This window comes from Salipaludibacillus daqingensis (assembly GCF_029891575.1).
Classification (GTDB): domain Bacteria; phylum Bacillota; class Bacilli; order Bacillales; family Salisediminibacteriaceae; genus Salipaludibacillus; species Salipaludibacillus daqingensis.
This window is the reverse complement of record NZ_JARZHF010000001.1, coordinates 664,508-684,758: the sequence shown is the minus strand read 5'-3', so window position 1 is coordinate 684,758 and position 20,251 is coordinate 664,508. Positions and strand designations below refer to the sequence as shown.

Below are 20,251 nucleotides of genomic sequence, written 5' to 3'. Positions count from 1 at the left end.
GGATGCCATAAAACCGATGAAGTTTCAGGTTATGTTGTCGATGATTTTGCTTAGGATAGCATGTAAGAGTCTATTTAGTCATAACTGAGGAAAGAAGTATACGGATGAATGGTCGGATAAACAAGAAGAGATGATTTTCGATGTTCTCATCCTTAGCTAGACCAGCTAGTACCCGAAGCGAGAGAGCGTCGACGATGAAAGGAAGTAAGCGAGATAGATAGTGCCTTTTAGTTGCATGTAGCAGGGAGTTATTAATTTAGTGAGAGGTTGAATAAACGAAAAAACAAGTCATTTCAATGAAAAAAGAAGAAGGTTTAAGATTTGCATACTGGAGATAGGTTATTAACAGCAACTTCGACCCTAAATTATAAAAGACTGTTGAGAAAAAATCTCAACAGTCTTTTTAAGGTAGAATAGTATTTAAAGTACAAAAAAGGGTTTCTTTTTTACTATGGATAGGTTTTCATCCACCCATAGTTAGTCATTAATTATTTTTGTCGTTGTCTTCTGCCTCCTGTATAAAAGAAGGAGGGTTTGCTTTTGCTCCCCAAACGAACATTCCAAATATGCTAACTAAAACAACGAGTGGAGATGCTACCATGATTAAAAACCAAGTCATATCCATGTTATTTAACCTCCTAAATTCCGCTATGTTTATTTCCTTCTACATAATCAGCGTCAAACAAAAACAACTTCATTAACAAGTACAATGATGGAATAAGAATTAACAATCCAGCAACAAATGCTACAATTAATGAAATTGCCATTGTTTCGTTCGTAAATCCATCATAAATAGTTAGATGTGGGTAGAGCAGATAAGGCAAATGTGCAGCTCCATAACCGAAGAACGCTGTAAAATACTGAATCATTACCATAATAAATGCGGTACCGTAGCTTTTTCTTTTTAAAATCAGTAAAAAAGCACCGATAAATGCAAGTACTGATAATCCAAATACCCACCATAGATCAAGCATGTTTTGGTAATGCTCGACATTTCGTTGGCTTAGTAAGAAGAATACAATGATCCCCATTCCGATAGCAGGAAATGACCATGTTAACGCGTACCTTCTGAGTAAATCAAGCGCTTGCTCATCTTTTGCTCTAGAAGCATAATACGTTAAAAAAGTAGCCGATATAAATAACACACTTACGATGGCTAAAGCAACAACGCCCCATGAATAAATGCTAGTAAAAAGCTCTCCATATAAAAGTTGAACAGTACCATTATCAACTGATATATACCCGCCTTCAGAAATCGTTAGTACAGTCGATAACGACGCAGGTATTAGGAGACCAGTTGCTCCATAAAGAAATGTGTAAAATTTACTTTCCTTTGCACCGTAAGTGGCAAAAGCATAGTAAGAACCTCTAAGAGCAAGCAAAATAATTGCGACACTGCCTGGAATTAATAAAGCAGTCCCATAATAATAGGCTGTGGATGGAAAAAAACCTACAACTCCAATAAAAAAGAATACGAGGAACACGTTCGTTACTTCCCATACAGGTGATAAATAACGTTGAATAATATTGTGTATTATGTGGTTTTTATTATTGCGCTTCGTATAATAGCTAAAGAACCCGGCGCCGAAGTCTACCGACGCCACGATCAAATAGCCATATAAGAAAAGCCATAGTACGGATATTCCAATGACTTCGTATGTCATGTTTGCACACCTTCCTTCTTATTGGGCTGTTTTCTCACGCTCACCTTGTTTTTCTAATTCAAGCTCGACAGGGTTACGTTTAAACATTTTTCTTAGCACCACAGCGCAAGTCACGCCTAATACTGCATAAAGAATAACAAATAGAATCAACATTATATCTACGTGTGCAGAGGTGGTTGCCCCTTCTTCTGTCAGCATAACACCATTTAAAATCCAAGGTTGTCGTCCCACTTCAGCGAAAACCCAACCTGCTTGAATAGCCAGCATAGACAAGGGACCACCTGCTGCGATCATCCATGTTAGAGGACGATTGAATGGGTTCCATCCTTTTTTCCAACTCATAGCTACAAATAATACAGAGACAGCAGCTAAAAACATTCCGATAAACACCATTAAATCAAAAAAATAGTGAACCCATAGTGGGGGAAGTAAGTCTTCATCAAATTCATTTAATCCAATGACTTCCGTATCAGGAGTTCCGCCAGCTAAAATACTAAGTGCATATGGAATTTCAAGTGCGTATTTGATTTCATTATCTTCGGTTAATATTCCCCCTAAAATTAACGGGGCATTTGACTCCGTTTCAAAATGCCATTCAGCAGCAGCTAATTTTTCAGGCTGGTATTCGTGAAGATATTTACCTGAAAAGTCTCCAACCACGGCGGTACCGATAGCGAATACAGCACCGGCAACCATCGTAAGGTGCAGGGCTTTTTTATGATAAACATGCTTGTTGCCTTTCAAAATATGAAGGGCAGCAATCGCACCTAAAATGAAAGCAGATGTTAAATAACATGTAATAATAACATGAGATATTTTTGTTGGTGTAGCCGGGTTGAACATGGCAGCTAGCGGACTTACATCTTGGATAACACCATCTACCAATTCGAAACCTTGTGGAACGTTCATAAAGGCGTTAACAGATGTGATGAAAAAGGCACTGGCAGTAGCGCCGATTACAACCGGGATAATAAGTAAAAAGTGTTTCATTTTATTTTTGAAACGGTCAAACGTATATAAATAGATTCCTAGAAAAATTGCTTCAAAGAAAAAAGCGAAAACTTCCATAAACATAGGCAGTCCAATCGTATGACCTGCAGCTTGCATGAAGTTAGGCCATAGTAAACTAAGCTGCAAACCAATTGCGGTTCCCGTCACAACACCTACGGCAACGGTAACGACAAACCCACGTGCCCAGCGTCGTGCCATTAAAGTATAATGAGGGTCGTTTCGCTTTATTCCCATCCACTCCGCAAGTGCAATCATCAATGGGATACCGACACCAATGGTTGCAAAAATGACGTGAAACCCTAGTGTCACATAAGTCAAAATCCTACTATACATGACCGGATCGTATTCAATCATAAGTAACATCCCTTTCTATTTATCTAATCTACTATCTTTTACCTTGAAAATACAGGGAATAAAATAGATTATAACTTTTCAACTATAATGACGTTGTTGCCTAAAATCTGTTCAATGTTTAACACTGTTTAAATAGTAATAAATAATTGTTCATTCGTTGATAGGTGTTTTCCCTCATATTAATGTGAATTTGTGAGCATTTTTTGAACGAGAAGTGAGTTCTTTGTGAAACATTATGTGAAGGAATGTGGAAGTTGATAAATCAACGTTAAGATGCTACATTCACTCTAGATCATTCATTGATAGAAAGATACAAAAAAGTTTATTTGTATCGATTTTTGATCTAACGAAGTCAAATATTATCATAAGGAGCAAAATTATGAGAGTGTTAATAGGAATGGATCATGAACTGCTTCGTTATGGATTAATTCAGTTAATAAAAGATGTACACTCTATCGATTCAATGGTTTTGGCAGAAACAGCAAGTGAACTTGTCCACTCACTAAAGCAATATACTTTTGACTTAATTGTCATTGATGAACGACTAGCAAACGCTGGAGGAATTGGTAGTGTTGTTAAACTGATGGAAAATCAACCAAAGTCTTCAAATAGAGTAATGATGTATTCTTGTCGGTCAAAAGAACTGGAAAAGATGGTAAAGCAAGGGAAATTACAAGCTCTTTTTTATGAACAAGCCCCTTTAAATGACCTAATGGTTTTCTTTCAACAAGTGCTAAAAGGGGAGAAAACTATTCTACGCTTATATGGTGATGACTTACCAGAAGAAGCGCTACCGACAAATTTGACGAAACGAGAAGAAGAAATTCTCATGATGAAGATTAGAGGATACTCAGTGGTTGATTCTGCAAGGTTGTTGAATATCTCACCTAAAACGGTGGAAAACCATCGTAGAAATATTCGTAAGAAATTAAATATCAAAAAAAATCACCAATGGTTCGAATGGGGGATACGATTGAAAATGATCTAATGAATGGTGACTAAACAGTAGATCAAGTAATTAAATAAACTATTATTAGCCTAATAAGTTTTGAAAAATTTATATTGACGGTATCTTTGGTCCAGTGCTATGATAAATATTGGAAGTTATCAAAAAATTCAAAAAGGAGGCGAACAACATGAAAAAGGTCATTCAATTTAACCAAACAACTGAATATGCCAGAATAAACCATGCTGTGTTTTCAGACGCCTCGCTTATGAGACATTTATAATGTCTTATTTTAATGGATAATGATAGATGTCATCGACACACATGGAGATACGTGAACCATGTGTTTTTTATTCCATTTAACTGTAAAAATTTAACATATAATGCAGTTGATGATGCGCATGAGTACACTACTCATGCGCATTTTTGGTGTTACCAGCTTATGCTGATCACATAAAAATTTTTGGAGGGATGAACATGTTAGTGACAAAGTTTATTAGTAAAAGGAGAACGTCAAAGGAGGAAACGACAGGTGGCGGTTAGTGAATGTGAATGTAAAAAGGAATAAGGAAGTGAAACGATATGTTTTCCGTTTTAAAGAAATTAACATGGTTTTTTAAGGAACATAAAAAACGATATATGATTGCGATAAGTTTATTAATTATTGCGAGCTTTTTAGAAGTTCTTCCTCCACGCCTATTAGGAATCGTCATTGATGACGTTCATCAAGGTAGGTTAACGGAAGAAGGACTTAGACAATATATTATGTTGTTTATCATTCTCATGGTAGCAATCTATATTATTACGTATATATGGATGAGAAAATTATTTGGAGGAGCTTTTATCATTGAGCGAACGCTAAGGTCAAAGTATATGAATCATTTAATGAAAATGACGCCAACGTTTTATGAAAAAAATAAGACAGGCGATTTAATGGCGAAAGCGACAAATGATTTAAAAGCTATTTCACTGACTACAGGATTTGGTGTATTAACGCTTGTAGATGCGACGGTGTTTTTAGTCATCATTTTATTTATGATGGGTTTTCTCGTTAGCTGGAAGCTAACAATTGCCGCTTTTTTACCATTACCAATCATGGCTTGGTTGATGAAAAGGTATGGAAAGATCATTCATGAACGTTTTATGAATGCACAAAATGCTTTCGGTGATTTGAATGATCAAGTCCTTGAATCGATCTCAGGTATAAGAGTCATTCGTGCCTTTGTGAAGGAGAAGGATGATCAGCAACGTTTTAATGGGATCACGCAAGATGTATTAGATAAGAATATTCAAGTAGCGAAGATCGATGCGTTATTTGAACCAACAATTAAAATTTTAGTTGGATTAAGTTATATGATTGGCCTTGGATACGGCGCTTTTCTAGTTTTTCGTAGCGAAATAACGTTAGGGCAATTAGTTTCTTTTAACATCTATTTAGGTATGTTAATTTGGCCAATGTTTGCATTTGGTGAATTAATGAATGTGATGCAGCGAGGAAATGCTTCGATGGATCGTTTGAATGAAACATTCCGCTATCAAGAAGATGTGAAAAATGAAGAAAGTACCGAAAAAAGATTTTTGCCTGAAACGATTGAGATTCATGATTTATCATTTCAGTACCCGTCAGCGAAGGAACAAGTTCTTAAAAATGTTACAGTTCATATACCTAAAGGCTATAGCGTAGGCGTTGTGGGGAAAACTGGAAGCGGGAAAACGACCTTTTTCAAACAGTTATTAAGAGAGTATCCGATTGAGAGAAAAAGCATCTTCATTTCAGAAATTCCGATAGAAGATATTGCATTACATGAGGTTAAAAAATGGATTGGTTATGTTCCGCAAGACCAGTTTTTATTTTCAAAAACGATCCGAGAAAACATTCTCTTCGGAAATCCAAACGCAGATGATTGCAAATTACAAAAGGTGTTAGATCAAGCATCGATCACCGCGGATATTGAGACATTTTTGCATGGGATTGAAACGTTAGTTGGTGAAAAAGGTGTGTCGTTATCAGGTGGACAGAAACAACGGATTGCTATAGCTAGAGCATTAATAAAAGATCCTGAAATTCTATTATTAGACGATGCTTTGTCTGCCGTGGATGCGAAAACAGAGGCAACGATTGTAAAAAATATTCGTAAAGAAAGGTTAGGAAAAACAACCTTTATTGCCGCTCATAGAATGTCTGCTGTGAGGCATGCAGAACTCATCATGGTGATGGATGAAGGGATTGTAAAAGAAGTAGGTACACATGAACAATTAATAGAAAATCAAGGTTGGTATGCAGAACAATATGCAAAACAACAATTAGAAAAAGCGGTAGTGGAAGAGGAGGTGTATACCTCATGAAACATACTGGGAAAAGATTTTTTAACTATGCCATGCAATTTAAACGTACGATTTTATTATCTTTGTTGTTCCTATCCATTGCAGCAGCAGCGGAACTTACAGGGCCTTTTATTGCAAAAACGATGATTGACAATCATATTATTGGGATTGAACAGCCCTGGGTAGAGCAACAAGAAGGAGATGTCACTTACGCTGGAAGAGAATTTGTGCGAGCTGATCGAATGGAGATAGATTGGTCAAAGAGTGATGAGGTGAACATTTTACAAATTGGATTGAACTATTATTTCGTTGACGGAATGATTCCATTTGACGGGGAGCGTTCTTTTCATGAAGGGGAGTTGATGATAACAAGAGGGGATGAACAAGCTAGCTATGAAGCATCCCAAATGTCTCAAGCGGATATTTATTTGTTTTTTCAACAAGAAATTCCATATTTATTCTTGCTCATGGGAGGTTATTTGCTTTTGATTATCATCTCAGCTTTCTTTCATTATTATCAAAGTTATTGGCTTCAAACTTCAGCCAATCGAATTATCAAGAAAATGAGAGAAGATGTTTTTGCGAAAGTTCATGAGCTCCCGGTAAACTATTTTGATCGATTGCCAACAGGGAAAATCGTTTCAAGAATTACAAATGATACAGAAGCAATACGAGAACTGTATGTAAGAGTGTTAGCCACCTTTTTTACGAGTATCGTTTATATGATTGGAATATTTATCGCATTATTCTTGTTAGATTCAAGACTAGCTTTTGCAACACTCATCCTTGTACCGATCCTAATTATTTGGATGATTGTATATCGAAAATTCGCGGGAAAATACAATCGAGTTATCCGTGAGAAATTAAGTGATATCAATGGGCGTATCAATGAAAATATTCAAGGGATGCCAATTGTGCAAGCATTTGGTCGAGAAAAAGAAGTGTCGGAAGAGTTTGAAGCACTAAATAAAGAGCATTTTAAATATAATAATAAAATGCTTACACTAAATGCGATGACGTCATTTAATTTAATTAACTTGTTCCGTAACGTTGCATTCGTTGTGTTGATTTGGTATTTCGGTGGGGGATCAATTGGGGTTGGCACTGTATTTAGTCTCGGTGTTGTGTATGCATTTGTTGACTACATGAATAGATTGTTTGAACCAGTCAACGGAATTGTCAATCAGCTGGCGCAGTTAGAGGAAGCTCGTATTGCCGGGGAAAGAGTCTTCTCGTTAATTGATGAGCCAGGAATAGCCTTACAGGAGGGACATCGACCACGATTTCATGGAGATGTGACATTTGACAACGTTTCTTTTGCTTATGAAGAAGATCAGTATGTGCTAAAAAATATTTCATTTTCTGCTAAAAAAGGGGAAACCATTGCGTTTGTTGGGCATACGGGATCTGGAAAAAGTTCGATTATGAACGTCTTATTTCGTTTTTATGATCACCAAATCGGTAAAGTAACGGTAGATGGAATCGATATTCATAATATGACGAAACAAGAGCTGCGGGAACATATGGCGATTGTTCTTCAAGACCCATTTCTTTTTACTGGAACAATTGCAAGCAACGTCAGTATGAACGATCCTTCTATTACGAGAGAGCAGATAATGGAAGCATTAGAGAAGGTTGGAGCCAATGATTTGCTACGAACACTGCCAAACGGTATAGATGAAGAGGTGAAAGAAAAGGGAAGTACGTTGTCTGCTGGACAAAGACAATTAATTTCCTTCGCAAGAGCGTTAGTATTTGATCCGGCTATCTTAATTCTGGATGAAGCGACGGCAAATATTGATACAGAAACGGAAGAAGTGATTCAACGTGCATTGGCAGTTGTGAAAGAAGGGCGAACGACATTTGTGATTGCCCACCGGTTATCGACGATACGCCAAGCAGATAACATTCTTGTTCTAAACAAAGGAGAAATTGTGGAACAAGGAAATCACGAACAATTAATGAGTTTATCTGGACGATACTACCATATGTATCAGCTTCAAAAAGGAGCAATGAGAGATTCAGCGAGCTAATGGTTATAGTAAAAGGTGCTGTCCTAAAAGTATATTTTGAGGACAGCACCTTTTTATTAATTCGCGATTGAGACCTGCGCTACTATTCGTATTACGTTTGCATTGGAATAAATGAGTTCAAGTTATTTTTATCATTAGCTTTTTTCACCAATGCCTACACGGTGTTTGTAAAACTCTTCATGATAAATATGCTTGTATGAAAACCAAGCCGTATCGTCAACGGTTATTTTTGTCGTATTCTCAGGAAGCATATCAAGCTCGTAGATAATTTGATGACTTGCTTCACCGTCGGGTAAATAAGTAGGGCAAAAGATGGTCCAATCTAAATTGCTATTTTTCAAAGCAAAGTACGCTTTTAAGTGTTCTTCTGCAGCGGTAGTACTTTTCCTGCGAGATTCACTGGATTGAAATCGATAAATAGTTGAGTCGGAGCGAGCTTGTAAAATGCCAGCGGTTCCAATTGATATAAATCTTTTTAGATTGTTTTTTTCCATCGCTTCAATGATCGAAGGTATACCATCCGATAAGGTGGTGGTTTTATCTGTCGATAAGGCGCTAAATACAACGTGAAAGGTATCATTCATAACACTTACAATGTCTTTTGTTTCCAAGACATTTCCGATAAAAAGGTGGAGATTTGGTTTATTTAATAGATTTGCTGGTAAATTATCGGGGGAACGAACGAAAGCAGTGACTTCATGTCCGTCTTGAAGTGCAAGCTGTAATACTTTTAGACCTACTCGTCCTGTTGCACCAAATAAAAGAATGTTCATATGTTTGTCTCCTTGTCTTCATCGTTTTGAATGATTTGTTCCCATCATTAGGTAATGCTTCCTCTACTATTCCCTATCATCATCTTAATTAATCTTATGAAACAAATCGGATTATGCTAAAATTATAAGAGAGTTTAGTAGATTTACATTGAAGGAGCGCTAAGTAATGTTTGAATATATAGAAGCAATAAGTCAATTTTTACGCGATCCGTTTATGAATGCTGCGAATAGCGTAGAATCTATTCCCCTATTGTTTGCCCTTTTGTTAGGGGTAGTGGGGGCATTAGCGCCTTGTCAGTTTTCTGGAAATATAAGTGCGATCACCCTGTACGGAACAAATTCTTTAAAAGAGGGAATATCATGGTCTGATACCATTTTTTATGTAATAGGAAAAATTGTAGCTTTTTCTGGCCTTGGATTGATCGTTTATTTACTCGGACAAGAATTTCAGCAACAGCTTCCGCTTTTTTTTGAACCAATGAGAAAAGTGTTAGGTCCCATTCTCATCCTTATCGGTTTTTATATGCTCGGTTTTTTTGCCATGAGGTGGAGCCTTCATTTGTGGAAGCCGAATAAAGAAAAGAAGAGAAAAGGAAAATGGGGAGCATTTATGTTAGGATTTAGCTTTTCTCTCGGGTTCTGTCCAACGATGTTTATTCTCTTTTTTATGTTGCTAATGCCATTAACACTATCAACCGGATATGGAGTCGTTCTTCCAAGTATTTTTGCAGTTGGAACGTCTGTACCGTTCCTTTTCGTCATTTTTGTCATATGGTATTTAGGCTTAAGTGGAAAAATTATGAAAAAAGGTAGAAAAATTGGCCTTTACGTTCAGCGAACGGCTGGTGTGTTTATGATTTTTATTGGAATCATCGATATTCTCACCTTTTGGTAATTATTAATGCCTCGTCTCATCTGTAAGAAGAAACCCAGCTTCGTGAAGCGCTTGAACCGCATCATCTAAATCATGCTCTGAAGTTGCTTCAAGAGTGTGTAAATGTACGCCATCGGTCAGCTCAGATAAATAGCTGGCCTTCGTTTGATTGACCTTGCGAATAAACTGATACACTTCTTTTCGATTGCTGACCATAATACTAGCGGTAATATCCCCATAGATAGGATGTTCCACCTTCACATCTTTCACACGAACACCTTGATCGACGAGGATGAGAAGCTCTTCTTCCGTTTGCGCAGGCTGATGATAACAAGCGACAGTTCGAGTAAACCCTTCATTCGTAGGATCTTGTTCTGTCATAATATAACCTTGGCTCGTAGCCATAATAGGTATATTTTTAGCTTTTAATAGTGATATATCTTGCACAATTACTTGTCGACTGACGTTTAAGTGATCTGCAAGTTGACCACCAGTTAAAGGATCACCGTGATTTTTTAACAACATCATGATTTCATTTCTTCGTTCGTCCCCGAACCACTTCTTTTTACTTGACATCATCAACTCTCCTCATTCATGTGCTATTTCTTTTATTTTATTTGTTACAAATATTATTTCCTCTAGAGTCGTATTTTTTCCAAACGAAATTCGAAAAAAGCGTAAACGTTCTTGTTCTGTGGAATAAATCGCGTGCATGGCGGATGAACCGTCTAATTCTTCAGACTGACAAGCACTCCCAGTGGAAATACATATTTGAAATCGATCCAATGATAGTAACATGTATTGGCCCTGAACACCGTGAATGGCTAATCCTATAATCCACGGAAGTTGATGGGTAGGGTGACCTTCGATTTTTAGACGATCTTCTAAAGGCTTTAATTCCGTTAGAAAGACCTCTCTAAGTTTCTTTGCTTTCGCCCAATTATCTTCCATATATTCATACATGTCCATAGCTGCTGTAGTAAATGCCGCGATTCCTGGAATGTTCAACGTACCTGGACGGAAACCACGTTGATGAGAGGTTAGCGGATATACGGAAGACCACTTTACTTGTTCTCCGAAAAAAACAGCGCCAACTCCTTTTGGACCGTGAATTTTATGACTAGACACAGAAATTGCATCGACACCAATTGTGGGCAATAGGATAGGTGTCTTACCGAAGGATTGGACACAGTCACTGTGAAAAATAATGTTATTTGCTTTGAAAAATGACCCGAACTCTTTTAAAGGTTGAATGACTCCTGTCTCGGAATTCACGTGTTGAATGGAAGCCAAAATCGTATCTTCCTTCGTAGCTTTTTTCACCGAATCCATGGAAACAAGGCCAAACTGATCGACTGGTAAATAAGTTACTTCTACTCCTTGTCTCTCCATTTGTTGAAAAAAAGAATGGACAGTAGGATGTTCAATAGCCGTTGTTATAACATGATTTCCTAAATGCTTATTCGCTTGATAAAGGCTATTTAACGCCAAATAATTAGACTCAGACCCGCCGCTCGTAAAAAATACTTGCTCAGGAGTTGTATTTACAAGAGAGGCGAGTTTATTTCTGCACGCAAGAAGTAATTGGGAAGACTGTTCTCCTGCTTCATGAAGACTGTTTGCATTTGCAAAATAATTTTGAGTTGCTTTTATCCACGTTTCCATGGCTTCTGTTGACATAATAGTTGTTGCAGCATGGTCTAAATATATCATGAAAATCCCTCTTTCATAAATGTCTTGTCATTAGTTTAATTTTATGTAAACATAGGTGTCAAGACAGATGTAAAGATTGCAGGTGGGATAATGAAAAAAATAGATGTTTTGATTGTTGGAGGAGGTCTTGCGGCAATCATGTGCGCATTAAAACTCCCTGATCATTTGACAGTAACAATGGTAATGAAAGGATCAACGAAGGAAGGGAATTCATGGAAAGCGCAGGGGGGAATTGCTGCTGCACTAGGTAGAACAGACTCTCCACTTCTTCATCAAATAGATACGTTGAAGGCAGGATGCGAAATTAATGACCGCAAGATGGTGAGCATTCTTGTGAAAGAAGGAGCAACCCGATTAAAAAAATGGATGAACGAAGGGTTGTGTTTCGATAAAGATGCTTCTGGACAGGTCATTTTTGCACAAGAAGGGGCACACGGGCAGAGAAGAATTGTTCACGCAGGCGGAGATCAAACAGGTAAAAGAACGATGGAATTTTTCTCGAAGCTTGTGAAAAATCGAGCAGAGGTTATAGAAAACCATGCAGCGATTGATTTAATCGTTGAAAATGGAACGTGCTATGGGGCCACATTTATAGATGATAATGCTAAATTGACAACGATTTATGCAAACGAAACAGTCATAGCAACTGGTGGAATCGGAGGGTTATTCCAAGAAACGAGTAATGATCATCATATAACCGGAGATGGTATTGCGATTGCCCATCGTGCAGGAGCGGAATTAATGAACATGGAATATGTTCAATTTCATCCAACGTTAATCTTTTCTCAAGGGAAAGCAGTTGGATTAGCTTCCGAAGCATTAAGAGGAGAAGGAGCGACGTTGATCAATCAATTTGGAAAACGTGTAATGGATAAAGTTCATCCATTAAAAGAACTTGCGCCTCGAGATGTAGTAGCTAGAAAGCTTTTTTCACATGTCCAACAAGGAGATCAGCTATTTTTAGATATATCATCCATTAAAGAGTTTTCTAAACGATTCCCGCAAATTACACAGTTATGTGAAACGGCAGGTGTCGATTGGAAGCAAGGAAAAATACCAATTCGACCTGGTGCTCACTTTCATATGGGAGGCATAAAAACGAATGAACATGGACAAACGTCCATTTCTCAATTATTTGCCGTAGGCGAAGTCGCTTGTAATGGCGTTCATGGAGCGAATCGGCTTGCAAGTAACTCTCTACTTGAGGCCATTGTATTTGGCGAACGAACAGGAGAATGGATCGCAAAAAATCACTTGATATTATCAGAACCTAAAATGAAGGATAGGAAGAGAAAGGAGCTTTACCATCCGAAAGTCCCTTCTAAAAAAGAGGTTCAAAAGCGGGTATCCGTTGCATTAGGAGTTGTTCGAAATGGATTAACATTACAAAAATTTATTTTATGGATTGAAAAATATGATACACACGTTTGGATGTGTCGACCGCGAAATGACTGGAGCAAAGAAGAGTTGGAAATATCAAACATGATGATAACCTCCCTTCTAACAGCAAAAGCTGCTTTAGCAAATGAAACAAGTTGTGGAGCTCACTTCAGACAAGAGAAAAAGGGGAGGAAACTGTATGAACAAACACCGGCTAAAACAACAGTTGGCTGATTTTTTTCAAGAAGATATCGGATTTGGAGACATCACTTCTCAGGCTATTTTTGAAAATGAACAAGCGGAAGCTGTCTTTATTTCGAAACAAACAGGTATTTTTTGTGGGGAACAAATCATTCTGGCAGCATATGAATTATTTTCAACCGAGGTTACTGTCGATATATTGAAACGCGACGGGGAAGAGATCGACGTTGGGGACGTGATTGCCAAAGTCTCTGGTCCTATCGTTGACTTATTAAGCTCCGAAAGGGTTGTGCTTAATCTTGTACAAAGACTGTCTGCTATTGCTACAAAAACAAAGCAAGCGGTAAAAGAAGTAGAAGGAACTGGTGTTTATATCAGTGATACGAGAAAAACGACTCCTGGACTTCGCATGCTTGAAAAATATGCTGTTCGCTGTGGTGGGGGGAAAAACCATCGATTTGGTCTTGATGATGCTGTATTAATTAAAGATAATCATATTGCCAAAGCAGGTTCAGTTTCTAAAGCATTGCAAAAAGTAAAAGAAGTAACCGGGCATATGACGAAAATTGAGGTGGAAGTAGAAACGTTTGAGCAGTTGAAAGAAGCGATCGTTGAAGAACCAGACGTTATCATGCTCGATAATTGTTCTGTCGAAGATGCTACGAAATGGTGCAAAGAGATTCCTTCTCATATTATAGTTGAAATTTCTGGAGGATTGACAGTCAGTCAGATTCGTGACTATGCAACAACGGGTGTAAATGTTATTTCCATGGGGGCTTTAACACATTCCGCGCAATCATTAGATATTAGTTTAGATATTCTTTTAAAGGAAGGTGCGACTCATGCTTAAAACCGGTTTATTCGAAGCTGTACAACCACATTTACCAAATTCATATAAACAAATGAGTGATGAAGAGTTAATCGAGAGAATACGAGAAAGAAAACGCCAGTTAGGGAAAGATTTATTTATCCCAGGTCATCATTATCAAAAAGATGATGTGATTCAATTTGCCGATGAAACAGGTGATTCTCTTCAATTAGCTCAAGTATCAGCGAACAATCAACAATCGTCTTTCATCGTCTTTTGCGGTGTTCATTTTATGGCTGAAACAGCGGATATTCTAACGAATGCTAATCAATCGGTGATTTTGCCTGATTTAAGAGCGGGTTGTTCGATGGCTGACATGGCAGATAAACAACAAACAGAGCGGGCGTGGTCGCATTTAACGGATTTATTTGGTGAATCAATTATCCCACTAACCTATGTCAATTCGTCAGCAGATATAAAAGCGTTTGTTGGTCGACATGGCGGAGCGACAGTTACATCTTCTAACGCTAAAAAGATGTTGGAATGGGCTTTCTCCCAGAAAAAACGAATTCTTTTCTTGCCTGATCAACATTTAGGACGGAATACGGCTTATGACTTAGGAATTCCTTTAGATGAAATGGTCGTCTGGAATCCAATAAAAGAAGTAATTGAAGAGTCAGAAGACTTATCAAAAGTGAAGATGATTTTGTGGAAAGGGCATTGTTCTGTGCACGAAAATTTCCGGATGGACCATGTGAATCAGCTACGTGAAAAAGATCCTGAACGGAAAATTCTTGTTCATCCAGAATGTTCCTGGGAAGTAACGCAAGCAGCAGATTTAGCAGGATCCACGAGATTCATTATCGAACAAGTGGAAAAGGCACCTGCTGGAACAAAATGGTCGATAGGAACAGAGATGAATTTAGTAAAGAGATTAGAAAAAACGTTTCCAGAGCAATCGATTACTTCTTTAAATCCAGAAATGTGTCCTTGTTTAACGATGAATCGCATCGATTTACCTCATTTTAGTTGGGCGTTAGACGAAGTGTTTGCTGGGAGGCTAACAAATCAAATTAAAGTGGACGAGAAAATTGCTTTGGATGCCAGAAGAGCGATTGAACGAATGCTTCATATCTGAATCATTCCTCGGTTTTTGTGAAAAAATGGAGGTGTAATTTAAAACACCTTATAAAATCGGATAGTTAGTAAGAGTAGTAATGAATAAAAAGTCTACTGAAAACATGCACAGTTATTTGCTGTGCATGTTTTCACAAATTTAGAAATATTAGAAATATATTTACAATTCAAAATTAAGTATCTATAATCATAAGTAATGGTTTGTTATCATTCTGAACGAATGCTCAGTCAGATTCTCTTCGGCTGGTAACAAAGGTTTTGTAAATGTGAACTTTATCAGGTCAGATGCCGTCGAGCTAATAGATGTTAATTGGCTGAAGGGAGAGTAGTATCTTTCATCATGACGGGAAGAACAGAATTTTTTTTTAATTAATAATGTAAACCCTTACATCAAATGAAGAGGAGTGTTGAGATGAATTTTTCATTTACAAAGGAACAACGGATGATTAGAGATATGGTACGTGATTTTGCTACAAAGGAAATTGCTCCAAAAGCGGAAGAAGTGGATAGAACAGGAGAGTTTCCAATAGAAACGTTTCATAAAATGGGAGAGTTAGGTTTGATGGGAATCCCTTTTCCTGAAGAATATGGGGGATCAGGTGGCGACACGATGTCTTACATTTTAGCTGTCGAAGAGATAGGAAAAGCATGCGGAAGTACTGGATTGAGCTATGCAGCGGCTGTTTCGTTAGGTGCATCACCAATTTATGCATTTGGTACCGAGAAACAGAAGCAAGAACACCTTGTACCACTTGCAAAAGGAGAGAGTTTAGGTGCATTTGGATTAACAGAGCCAAATGCTGGTTCTGATGCCGGTGGAACAAGAACGAAAGCAGAATTAAAAGGAGATCGCTATGTCATCAATGGGGAGAAGTGCTGGATTACAAATACTAGTTTTGCTCGCACCGTCATTGTAACAGCGGTAAACGGAGTAGATAAGAAAGGTAAAAAGAAAATTTCAGCTTTTATTGTTCCAACAGATTCAAAGGGATTAACAATTAGAAGTGAATACGAAAAAATGGGTGTAAAAGGGTCAAATACAACAGAACTTGTATTAGAAGATGTGGAAGTACCTGAAGAAAATATATTAGGAGATGCTGATAAAGGATTTCATCAATTTTTGTATACATTAGACGGAGGAAGAATTTCCATCGCTGCGTTAGCGTTAGGAATAGGAAGAGCAGCTTATGAAGCAGCGCTAGCATATAGTCAGGAACGAAAACAGTTTGGAAAAGTAATTGGTAGTTTTCAGGCTATTCAATTCAAATTAGCAGATATGGCAATGGAATTGGAGTTAGCAAGCAACATGATTTATAAAGCTGCTTGGTTAAAAGATAATAAAAAACCTTTCAAAAAAGAAGCTGCGATGGCTAAACTATTTGCATCAGAAACTGCTACAAGAGCGTGTAATCAATCGTTACAAATACATGGTGGCTATGGATACATGAGAGAGTACAGTATTGAGAGATATTTACGTGATGCAAAGCTGATGGAAATTGGGGAAGGAACATCGGAAATTCAAAGGTTGGTCATTGCCCGGGAAATTGGTTGTCCGAAGTCCTAAATAAAACGCAAGCAATGATTTAGATACTAATTGATTTATAATTTAATCGTTTATGCTAAGGAGGCTTTTTATGATAAAGAAAATTTTAGTTGCGAATCGCGGTGAAATAGCGTGTCGTATCATACGAACATGTAAAGAATTAGGGATAAAAACGGTAGCGATTTTTTCTGAAGCAGATCAGGATCATATTCATGTCGGTATGGCCGACGAAAGTTATCTCGTAGGCGGGGCAAGAGTAAATGAAAGCTATTTAAATCAACAAAACATATTAGCGATAGCTGAAAAAGCAGAAGTGGATGCGATTCATCCTGGTTATGGTTTTTTATCAGAAAATGCAGGGTTTGCTAGAAAAGTATCTGATTTAGGGATGACTTTTATCGGGCCTTCACCTGAAGCAATTGAACAAATGGGAGATAAAGTTCAATCCATTGAGATGATGAAAAAAGCTGGTGTTCCTGTTATACCAGGGATCACATTAACGAATATTGAAGAAGAAACGGTCATTAAAGCAAGTCGGAAAATCGGATTTCCAATAATGGTTAAAGCTGCTGCTGGTGGTGGTGGAATTGGGATGCAAAAAGTAGAACATGAGGATGAGGTTATGAAAGCCGTCCAATCTGTTGTTAAAAAATCCGAAACATTTTTTGGATCATCGCAAATATTTTTAGAGAAATATGTGGAACAACCGAGACATATCGAAGCTCAAATTGCTGGAGATCATCAAGGAGAATTGATAGCACTCGGCAGTCGAGATTGTTCCATTCAACGACGTCATCAAAAAATTATTGAAGAAGCGCCTCCAAATCAGTTTAGCGATAGAGGAAATCAATCGTTGCTTGAAGAAGCTATTAAAGCAGGGAAAGCGCTCAATTATACAAATGTGGGTACCGTTGAATTTCTAGTGGATGAGCAAGAAAATATCTATTTCTTAGAAATGAATACACGCCTTCAAGTCGAGCATCCTGTAACAGAAGAAACGGAAGGAATTGATCTTGTTGAATGGCAGATTCGTTTAGCTGAAAAGGAACCAATCGCTGAACAGAAAAGATCAGAAGGAAAATCTAGTCATGCCATCGAAGTGAGAATATATGCGGAAGATCCAAAGACATTTTTCCCATCACCAGGAACGATTAGTGAATGGTCTTTTCCAGAAATGGAAGGAATAAGATATGATTTTGGCGTTCGTACTGGAACTATCGTCACGCCTTATTACGACCCAATGATTGGAAAAGTCATTGCTTATGGTGAATCGAGAGACAGATGTATTACTTTAATGAAAGAATGTTTATCTAAGGCAACGGTAGTAGGAATTAAAACCAATATTCCGATGCTAGTCAGCACATTAGAAGATGATCGATTTAAAAATGGAAAAGTTACCACTCATTTTGTTCAACAAAGATAGAGAATTGTAAACGCTCTCTTTTGTCGACTTAGCTTATTGAGTGATAAGAAACCGTCCTTGTTAAGCGTTTGGAGTTAAACTAGGATGAAAAAGGTTGGAAACATGATGTTAATGATAAGAGTTTATGGAGGCGATTAGATTGAAACAAGTAAAAACAACGATGGCAGGTAATGTATGGAAAATTCAAGTTGCCGCTGGTGATGAAGTGAAGGTTGGCCAAGAAGTGGTCATTTTAGAATCGATGAAAATGGAAATTCCTATTTCAGCTGAAGAAGAAGGCATTGTTGATGAAATATCCGTAGAAGAAGGTTCGTTTGTAAATGAAGAAGATGTTTTATTAACGTTGAAAACAAAATAAGTAGGTGCTTCCAATGGATCTTCCAAAACAGATAACATTCAAAGAAGTTGGACCGAGAGATGGTTTGCAAAATGAAAGTCGTTTCGTTCCTACGGAGAAAAAAGTCGAATGGATTGATCTGTTAAGTCAAACTGGTGTTTCCTATATTGAAGTCAGTTCGTTTGTCCATCCAAAATGGATTCCAGCCTTAGCAGATGCAGAAGAAGTGTTTAACCAAATAAAACGAAACCAAGACGTAACTTATGCTGCATTAGTTCCAAATATCAAAGGTGCTGAGCGAGCATTGAAAGTAGATGCTGATGAGTTTGCAGTTTTCATGTCTGCTAGTGAAACACATAATCAAAAAAATATAAATAAATCTATTACGGAAACCTATGATGTTTTAAAAGAAGTTGTGAATGAAGCAAGCTCTTCAAACAAAAAAACGAGAGGTTACGTATCGACGGTGTTTGGGTGTCCTTATGATGGGCATATTGCCATCGATGAAGTGAAAAAGGTTTGTGATCAGTTGTTATCCATGGGTATTTATGAAATATCGTTAGGTGATACGATCGGAATTGGCAATCCAAAACAAGTGAAGTCTGTCATGACCGAGTTACACAAGGAATTCGGTATCGGCAAATTTGCCCTTCATTTTCATGATACACGAGGTATGGCATTAGCAAATGCTCTAGCTGGATTACAAGCTGGGGTAACCATATATGATGGCTCTATTGGAGGGCTTGGGGGATGTCCATATGCAAAAGGGGCGAGTGGTAATGTTGCTAGTGAAGATTTACTGTTTATGCTTCATGAAATGGGAATGAACTCAGAGATTGATGTCCATAAACTTTTGAAAGCGGCTTCCTATATCGAAGGGGTTTTTGGAGAAACCTTACCTAGTCACCAATTAAAATTATTCGAAGGAGGATAAATTTATGGGATCGATTTTAATTTATAAAAAAGATGGTATAGGCAAACTGACATTAAACCGTCCTGAAGCTGCTAATGCTTTATCAAAAGTAATGCTTGAAGAAATCGTCCATCAATTAGAAACATGGAAAGAAGATCCTTCTATTCGAGTTCTTCTCATTACCGGAGCAGGAGAGAAAGTTTTTTCTGCTGGTGCTGATTTGAAAGAAAGAGCAGGGATGGATGAATCCAATGTTCGTGAAGCGGTAGCTCTTATCCGAACGATGATTCAGAAAATCCATCACTTTCCAAAACCTGTTATTGCAGCTATAAATGGAGCGGCAATTGGTGGTGGACTTGAATTGGCTTTAGCTTGTGATTTAAGAATCGCTTCAGAAAATGCAAATTTTTCCTTAACTGAAACTAGTCTGGGTATTATTCCGGGTGGTGGAGGGACACAAACCCTTCCTAGAGTAATTGGTGTTCATAAAGCAAAAGAAATGATTTATACAGGTCGTAATTTAACGGCAACAGAAGCATTACAAACAGGACTGTTATTGAGGGTTACGTATCGTAAAGAACTTCTAGATGTCGGAATGGACCTTGCTTATGAAATCAGTCAAAGAGCACCAATAGCGATAACCCAAGCAAAACAAGCGATAAATAGAGGGATGGAAACAGATTTAGATCACGGGTTGCAGTTAGAAACAGAGGCATATGAAAAAGTGATCCCAACGAAAGACCGACTTGAAGGGCTGGCTGCTTTCAAAGAGAAACGGGCACCAGAATTCAAGGGAGAGTAGCTGAACAGGAGGAG

General features: G+C 37.7%; 18 protein-coding genes. 12 read left to right on the top strand and 6 right to left on the bottom strand.

Going from position 1 to position 20,251, the window contains the following annotated elements; genetic code table 11:
• Positions 1–484: 484 nt before the first annotated feature.
• Genes cydS through QDN89_RS03515 form a run of 3 tightly spaced genes read right to left on the bottom strand, consistent with a single transcriptional unit; the run spans position 485 to position 3,029 of the window.
• Positions 485–625: a cytochrome bd oxidase small subunit CydS family protein gene (cydS, locus tag QDN89_RS03525; RefSeq protein WP_280768690.1), complete on the bottom strand. Its 141-nt coding sequence runs from the start codon at positions 623–625 to the stop codon at positions 485–487.
• Between the two features lie 13 nt (positions 626–638).
• Positions 639–1,664, bottom strand: a complete 1,026-nt coding sequence (locus QDN89_RS03520; protein WP_280768689.1) for a cytochrome d ubiquinol oxidase subunit II — start codon at positions 1,662–1,664, stop codon at positions 639–641.
• Positions 1,665–1,682: 18 nt separating this feature from the next.
• Positions 1,683–3,029 carry a cytochrome ubiquinol oxidase subunit I gene (locus tag QDN89_RS03515; RefSeq protein WP_280768688.1) on the bottom strand — a complete coding sequence of 449 codons (1,347 nt, stop codon included), beginning with the start codon at positions 3,027–3,029 and terminating at the stop codon, positions 1,683–1,685.
• A 379-nt stretch (positions 3,030–3,408) separates the two neighbouring features.
• Here QDN89_RS03515 and QDN89_RS03510 point away from each other — a divergent pair, with 379 nt between their 5' ends.
• The 3 genes from QDN89_RS03510 to QDN89_RS03500 all read left to right on the top strand — a co-directional run bounded on the left by QDN89_RS03510 (position 3,409) and on the right by QDN89_RS03500 (position 8,333).
• Positions 3,409–4,017, top strand: coding sequence for a response regulator transcription factor (locus QDN89_RS03510; protein ID WP_280768687.1), 609 nt, complete (start codon positions 3,409–3,411; stop codon positions 4,015–4,017).
• 540 nt (positions 4,018–4,557) lie between these two features.
• Complete coding sequence (locus tag QDN89_RS03505; RefSeq protein WP_280768686.1) at positions 4,558–6,321, top strand: ABC transporter ATP-binding protein; 1,764 nt, start codon at positions 4,558–4,560, stop codon at positions 6,319–6,321.
• Positions 6,318–8,333 carry an ABC transporter ATP-binding protein gene (locus QDN89_RS03500; RefSeq protein WP_280768685.1) on the top strand — a complete coding sequence of 672 codons (2,016 nt, stop codon included), beginning with the start codon at positions 6,318–6,320 and terminating at the stop codon, positions 8,331–8,333. The genes QDN89_RS03505 and QDN89_RS03500 overlap by 4 nt, the downstream gene beginning before the upstream one ends.
• A 134-nt stretch (positions 8,334–8,467) precedes the next feature.
• Here the strand turns inward: QDN89_RS03500 and QDN89_RS03495 are convergent, their stop codons facing one another.
• Complete coding sequence (locus QDN89_RS03495) at positions 8,468–9,106, bottom strand: NAD(P)-dependent oxidoreductase (protein ID WP_280768684.1); 639 nt, start codon at positions 9,104–9,106, stop codon at positions 8,468–8,470.
• 166 nt (positions 9,107–9,272) lie between these two features.
• Between QDN89_RS03495 and QDN89_RS03490 the strand changes: the two genes are divergently transcribed.
• On the top strand, positions 9,273–10,001 hold the full coding sequence (locus QDN89_RS03490) for an urease accessory protein UreH domain-containing protein (protein ID WP_280768683.1): 729 nt from the start codon (positions 9,273–9,275) through the stop codon (positions 9,999–10,001).
• 3 nt (positions 10,002–10,004) lie between these two features.
• On the opposite strand, the gene QDN89_RS03485 is transcribed toward QDN89_RS03490, so the two are convergent.
• A complete protein-coding gene (locus tag QDN89_RS03485; RefSeq protein WP_280768682.1) occupies positions 10,005–10,556 on the bottom strand; it encodes a transcription repressor NadR in 552 nt (183 codons plus the stop codon).
• Positions 10,557–10,568: 12 nt separating this feature from the next.
• A complete protein-coding gene (locus QDN89_RS03480) occupies positions 10,569–11,693 on the bottom strand; it encodes an IscS subfamily cysteine desulfurase (RefSeq protein ID WP_280768681.1) in 1,125 nt (374 codons plus the stop codon).
• Between the two features lie 90 nt (positions 11,694–11,783).
• Between QDN89_RS03480 and nadB the strand changes: the two genes are divergently transcribed.
• From nadB to QDN89_RS03440, 8 genes are all read left to right on the top strand, one after another.
• A complete protein-coding gene (gene nadB / locus QDN89_RS03475) occupies positions 11,784–13,307 on the top strand; it encodes an L-aspartate oxidase (protein WP_280768679.1) in 1,524 nt (507 codons plus the stop codon).
• Complete coding sequence (gene nadC / locus QDN89_RS03470; protein WP_280768678.1) at positions 13,273–14,124, top strand: carboxylating nicotinate-nucleotide diphosphorylase; 852 nt, start codon at positions 13,273–13,275, stop codon at positions 14,122–14,124. The genes nadB and nadC overlap by 35 nt, the downstream gene beginning before the upstream one ends.
• Positions 14,117–15,220 carry a quinolinate synthase NadA gene (gene nadA / locus QDN89_RS03465; protein ID WP_280768677.1) on the top strand — a complete coding sequence of 368 codons (1,104 nt, stop codon included), beginning with the start codon at positions 14,117–14,119 and terminating at the stop codon, positions 15,218–15,220. Before nadC ends, nadA begins: the two co-directional genes overlap by 8 nt.
• Before the next feature lie 411 nt (positions 15,221–15,631).
• The gene (locus tag QDN89_RS03460; protein ID WP_280768676.1) at positions 15,632–16,783 is read left to right on the top strand and encodes an acyl-CoA dehydrogenase family protein; all 1,152 of its coding nucleotides are present in this window, start codon (positions 15,632–15,634) and stop codon (positions 16,781–16,783) included.
• A 70-nt stretch (positions 16,784–16,853) separates the two neighbouring features.
• Positions 16,854–18,185, top strand: coding sequence for an acetyl-CoA carboxylase biotin carboxylase subunit (locus QDN89_RS03455; protein WP_280768675.1), 1,332 nt, complete (start codon positions 16,854–16,856; stop codon positions 18,183–18,185).
• A gap of 139 nt (positions 18,186–18,324) precedes the next feature.
• Complete coding sequence (locus tag QDN89_RS03450) at positions 18,325–18,543, top strand: acetyl-CoA carboxylase biotin carboxyl carrier protein subunit (RefSeq protein ID WP_280768674.1); 219 nt, start codon at positions 18,325–18,327, stop codon at positions 18,541–18,543.
• A 13-nt stretch (positions 18,544–18,556) separates the two neighbouring features.
• Complete coding sequence (locus QDN89_RS03445) at positions 18,557–19,456, top strand: hydroxymethylglutaryl-CoA lyase (protein WP_280768673.1); 900 nt, start codon at positions 18,557–18,559, stop codon at positions 19,454–19,456.
• Positions 19,457–19,460: 4 nt separating this feature from the next.
• Complete coding sequence (locus tag QDN89_RS03440) at positions 19,461–20,237, top strand: enoyl-CoA hydratase-related protein (protein WP_280768672.1); 777 nt, start codon at positions 19,461–19,463, stop codon at positions 20,235–20,237.
• Positions 20,238–20,251 lie beyond the last annotated feature (14 nt).

Excerpts from the sequence above, each read along its gene's own strand:
- cydS (WP_280768690.1), bottom strand. The coding sequence starts at position 625 with ATGGATATGACTTGGTTTTTAATCATGGTAGCATCTCCACTCGTTGTT.
- QDN89_RS03520 (WP_280768689.1), bottom strand. The coding sequence starts at position 1,664 with ATGACATACGAAGTCATTGGAATATCCGTACTATGGCTTTTCTTATAT.
- QDN89_RS03515 (WP_280768688.1), bottom strand. The coding sequence starts at position 3,029 with ATGATTGAATACGATCCGGTCATGTATAGTAGGATTTTGACTTATGTG.
- QDN89_RS03510 (WP_280768687.1), top strand. The coding sequence starts at position 3,409 with ATGAGAGTGTTAATAGGAATGGATCATGAACTGCTTCGTTATGGATTA.
- QDN89_RS03505 (WP_280768686.1), top strand. The coding sequence starts at position 4,558 with ATGTTTTCCGTTTTAAAGAAATTAACATGGTTTTTTAAGGAACATAAA.
- QDN89_RS03500 (WP_280768685.1), top strand. The coding sequence starts at position 6,318 with ATGAAACATACTGGGAAAAGATTTTTTAACTATGCCATGCAATTTAAA.
- QDN89_RS03495 (WP_280768684.1), bottom strand. The coding sequence starts at position 9,106 with ATGAACATTCTTTTATTTGGTGCAACAGGACGAGTAGGTCTAAAAGTA.
- QDN89_RS03490 (WP_280768683.1), top strand. The coding sequence starts at position 9,273 with ATGTTTGAATATATAGAAGCAATAAGTCAATTTTTACGCGATCCGTTT.
- QDN89_RS03485 (WP_280768682.1), bottom strand. The coding sequence starts at position 10,556 with ATGTCAAGTAAAAAGAAGTGGTTCGGGGACGAACGAAGAAATGAAATC.
- QDN89_RS03480 (WP_280768681.1), bottom strand. The coding sequence starts at position 11,693 with ATGATATATTTAGACCATGCTGCAACAACTATTATGTCAACAGAAGCC.
- nadB (WP_280768679.1), top strand. The coding sequence starts at position 11,784 with ATGAAAAAAATAGATGTTTTGATTGTTGGAGGAGGTCTTGCGGCAATC.
- nadC (WP_280768678.1), top strand. The coding sequence starts at position 13,273 with ATGAACAAACACCGGCTAAAACAACAGTTGGCTGATTTTTTTCAAGAA.
- nadA (WP_280768677.1), top strand. The coding sequence starts at position 14,117 with ATGCTTAAAACCGGTTTATTCGAAGCTGTACAACCACATTTACCAAAT.
- QDN89_RS03460 (WP_280768676.1), top strand. The coding sequence starts at position 15,632 with ATGAATTTTTCATTTACAAAGGAACAACGGATGATTAGAGATATGGTA.
- QDN89_RS03455 (WP_280768675.1), top strand. The coding sequence starts at position 16,854 with ATGATAAAGAAAATTTTAGTTGCGAATCGCGGTGAAATAGCGTGTCGT.
- QDN89_RS03445 (WP_280768673.1), top strand. The coding sequence starts at position 18,557 with ATGGATCTTCCAAAACAGATAACATTCAAAGAAGTTGGACCGAGAGAT.
- QDN89_RS03440 (WP_280768672.1), top strand. The coding sequence starts at position 19,461 with ATGGGATCGATTTTAATTTATAAAAAAGATGGTATAGGCAAACTGACA.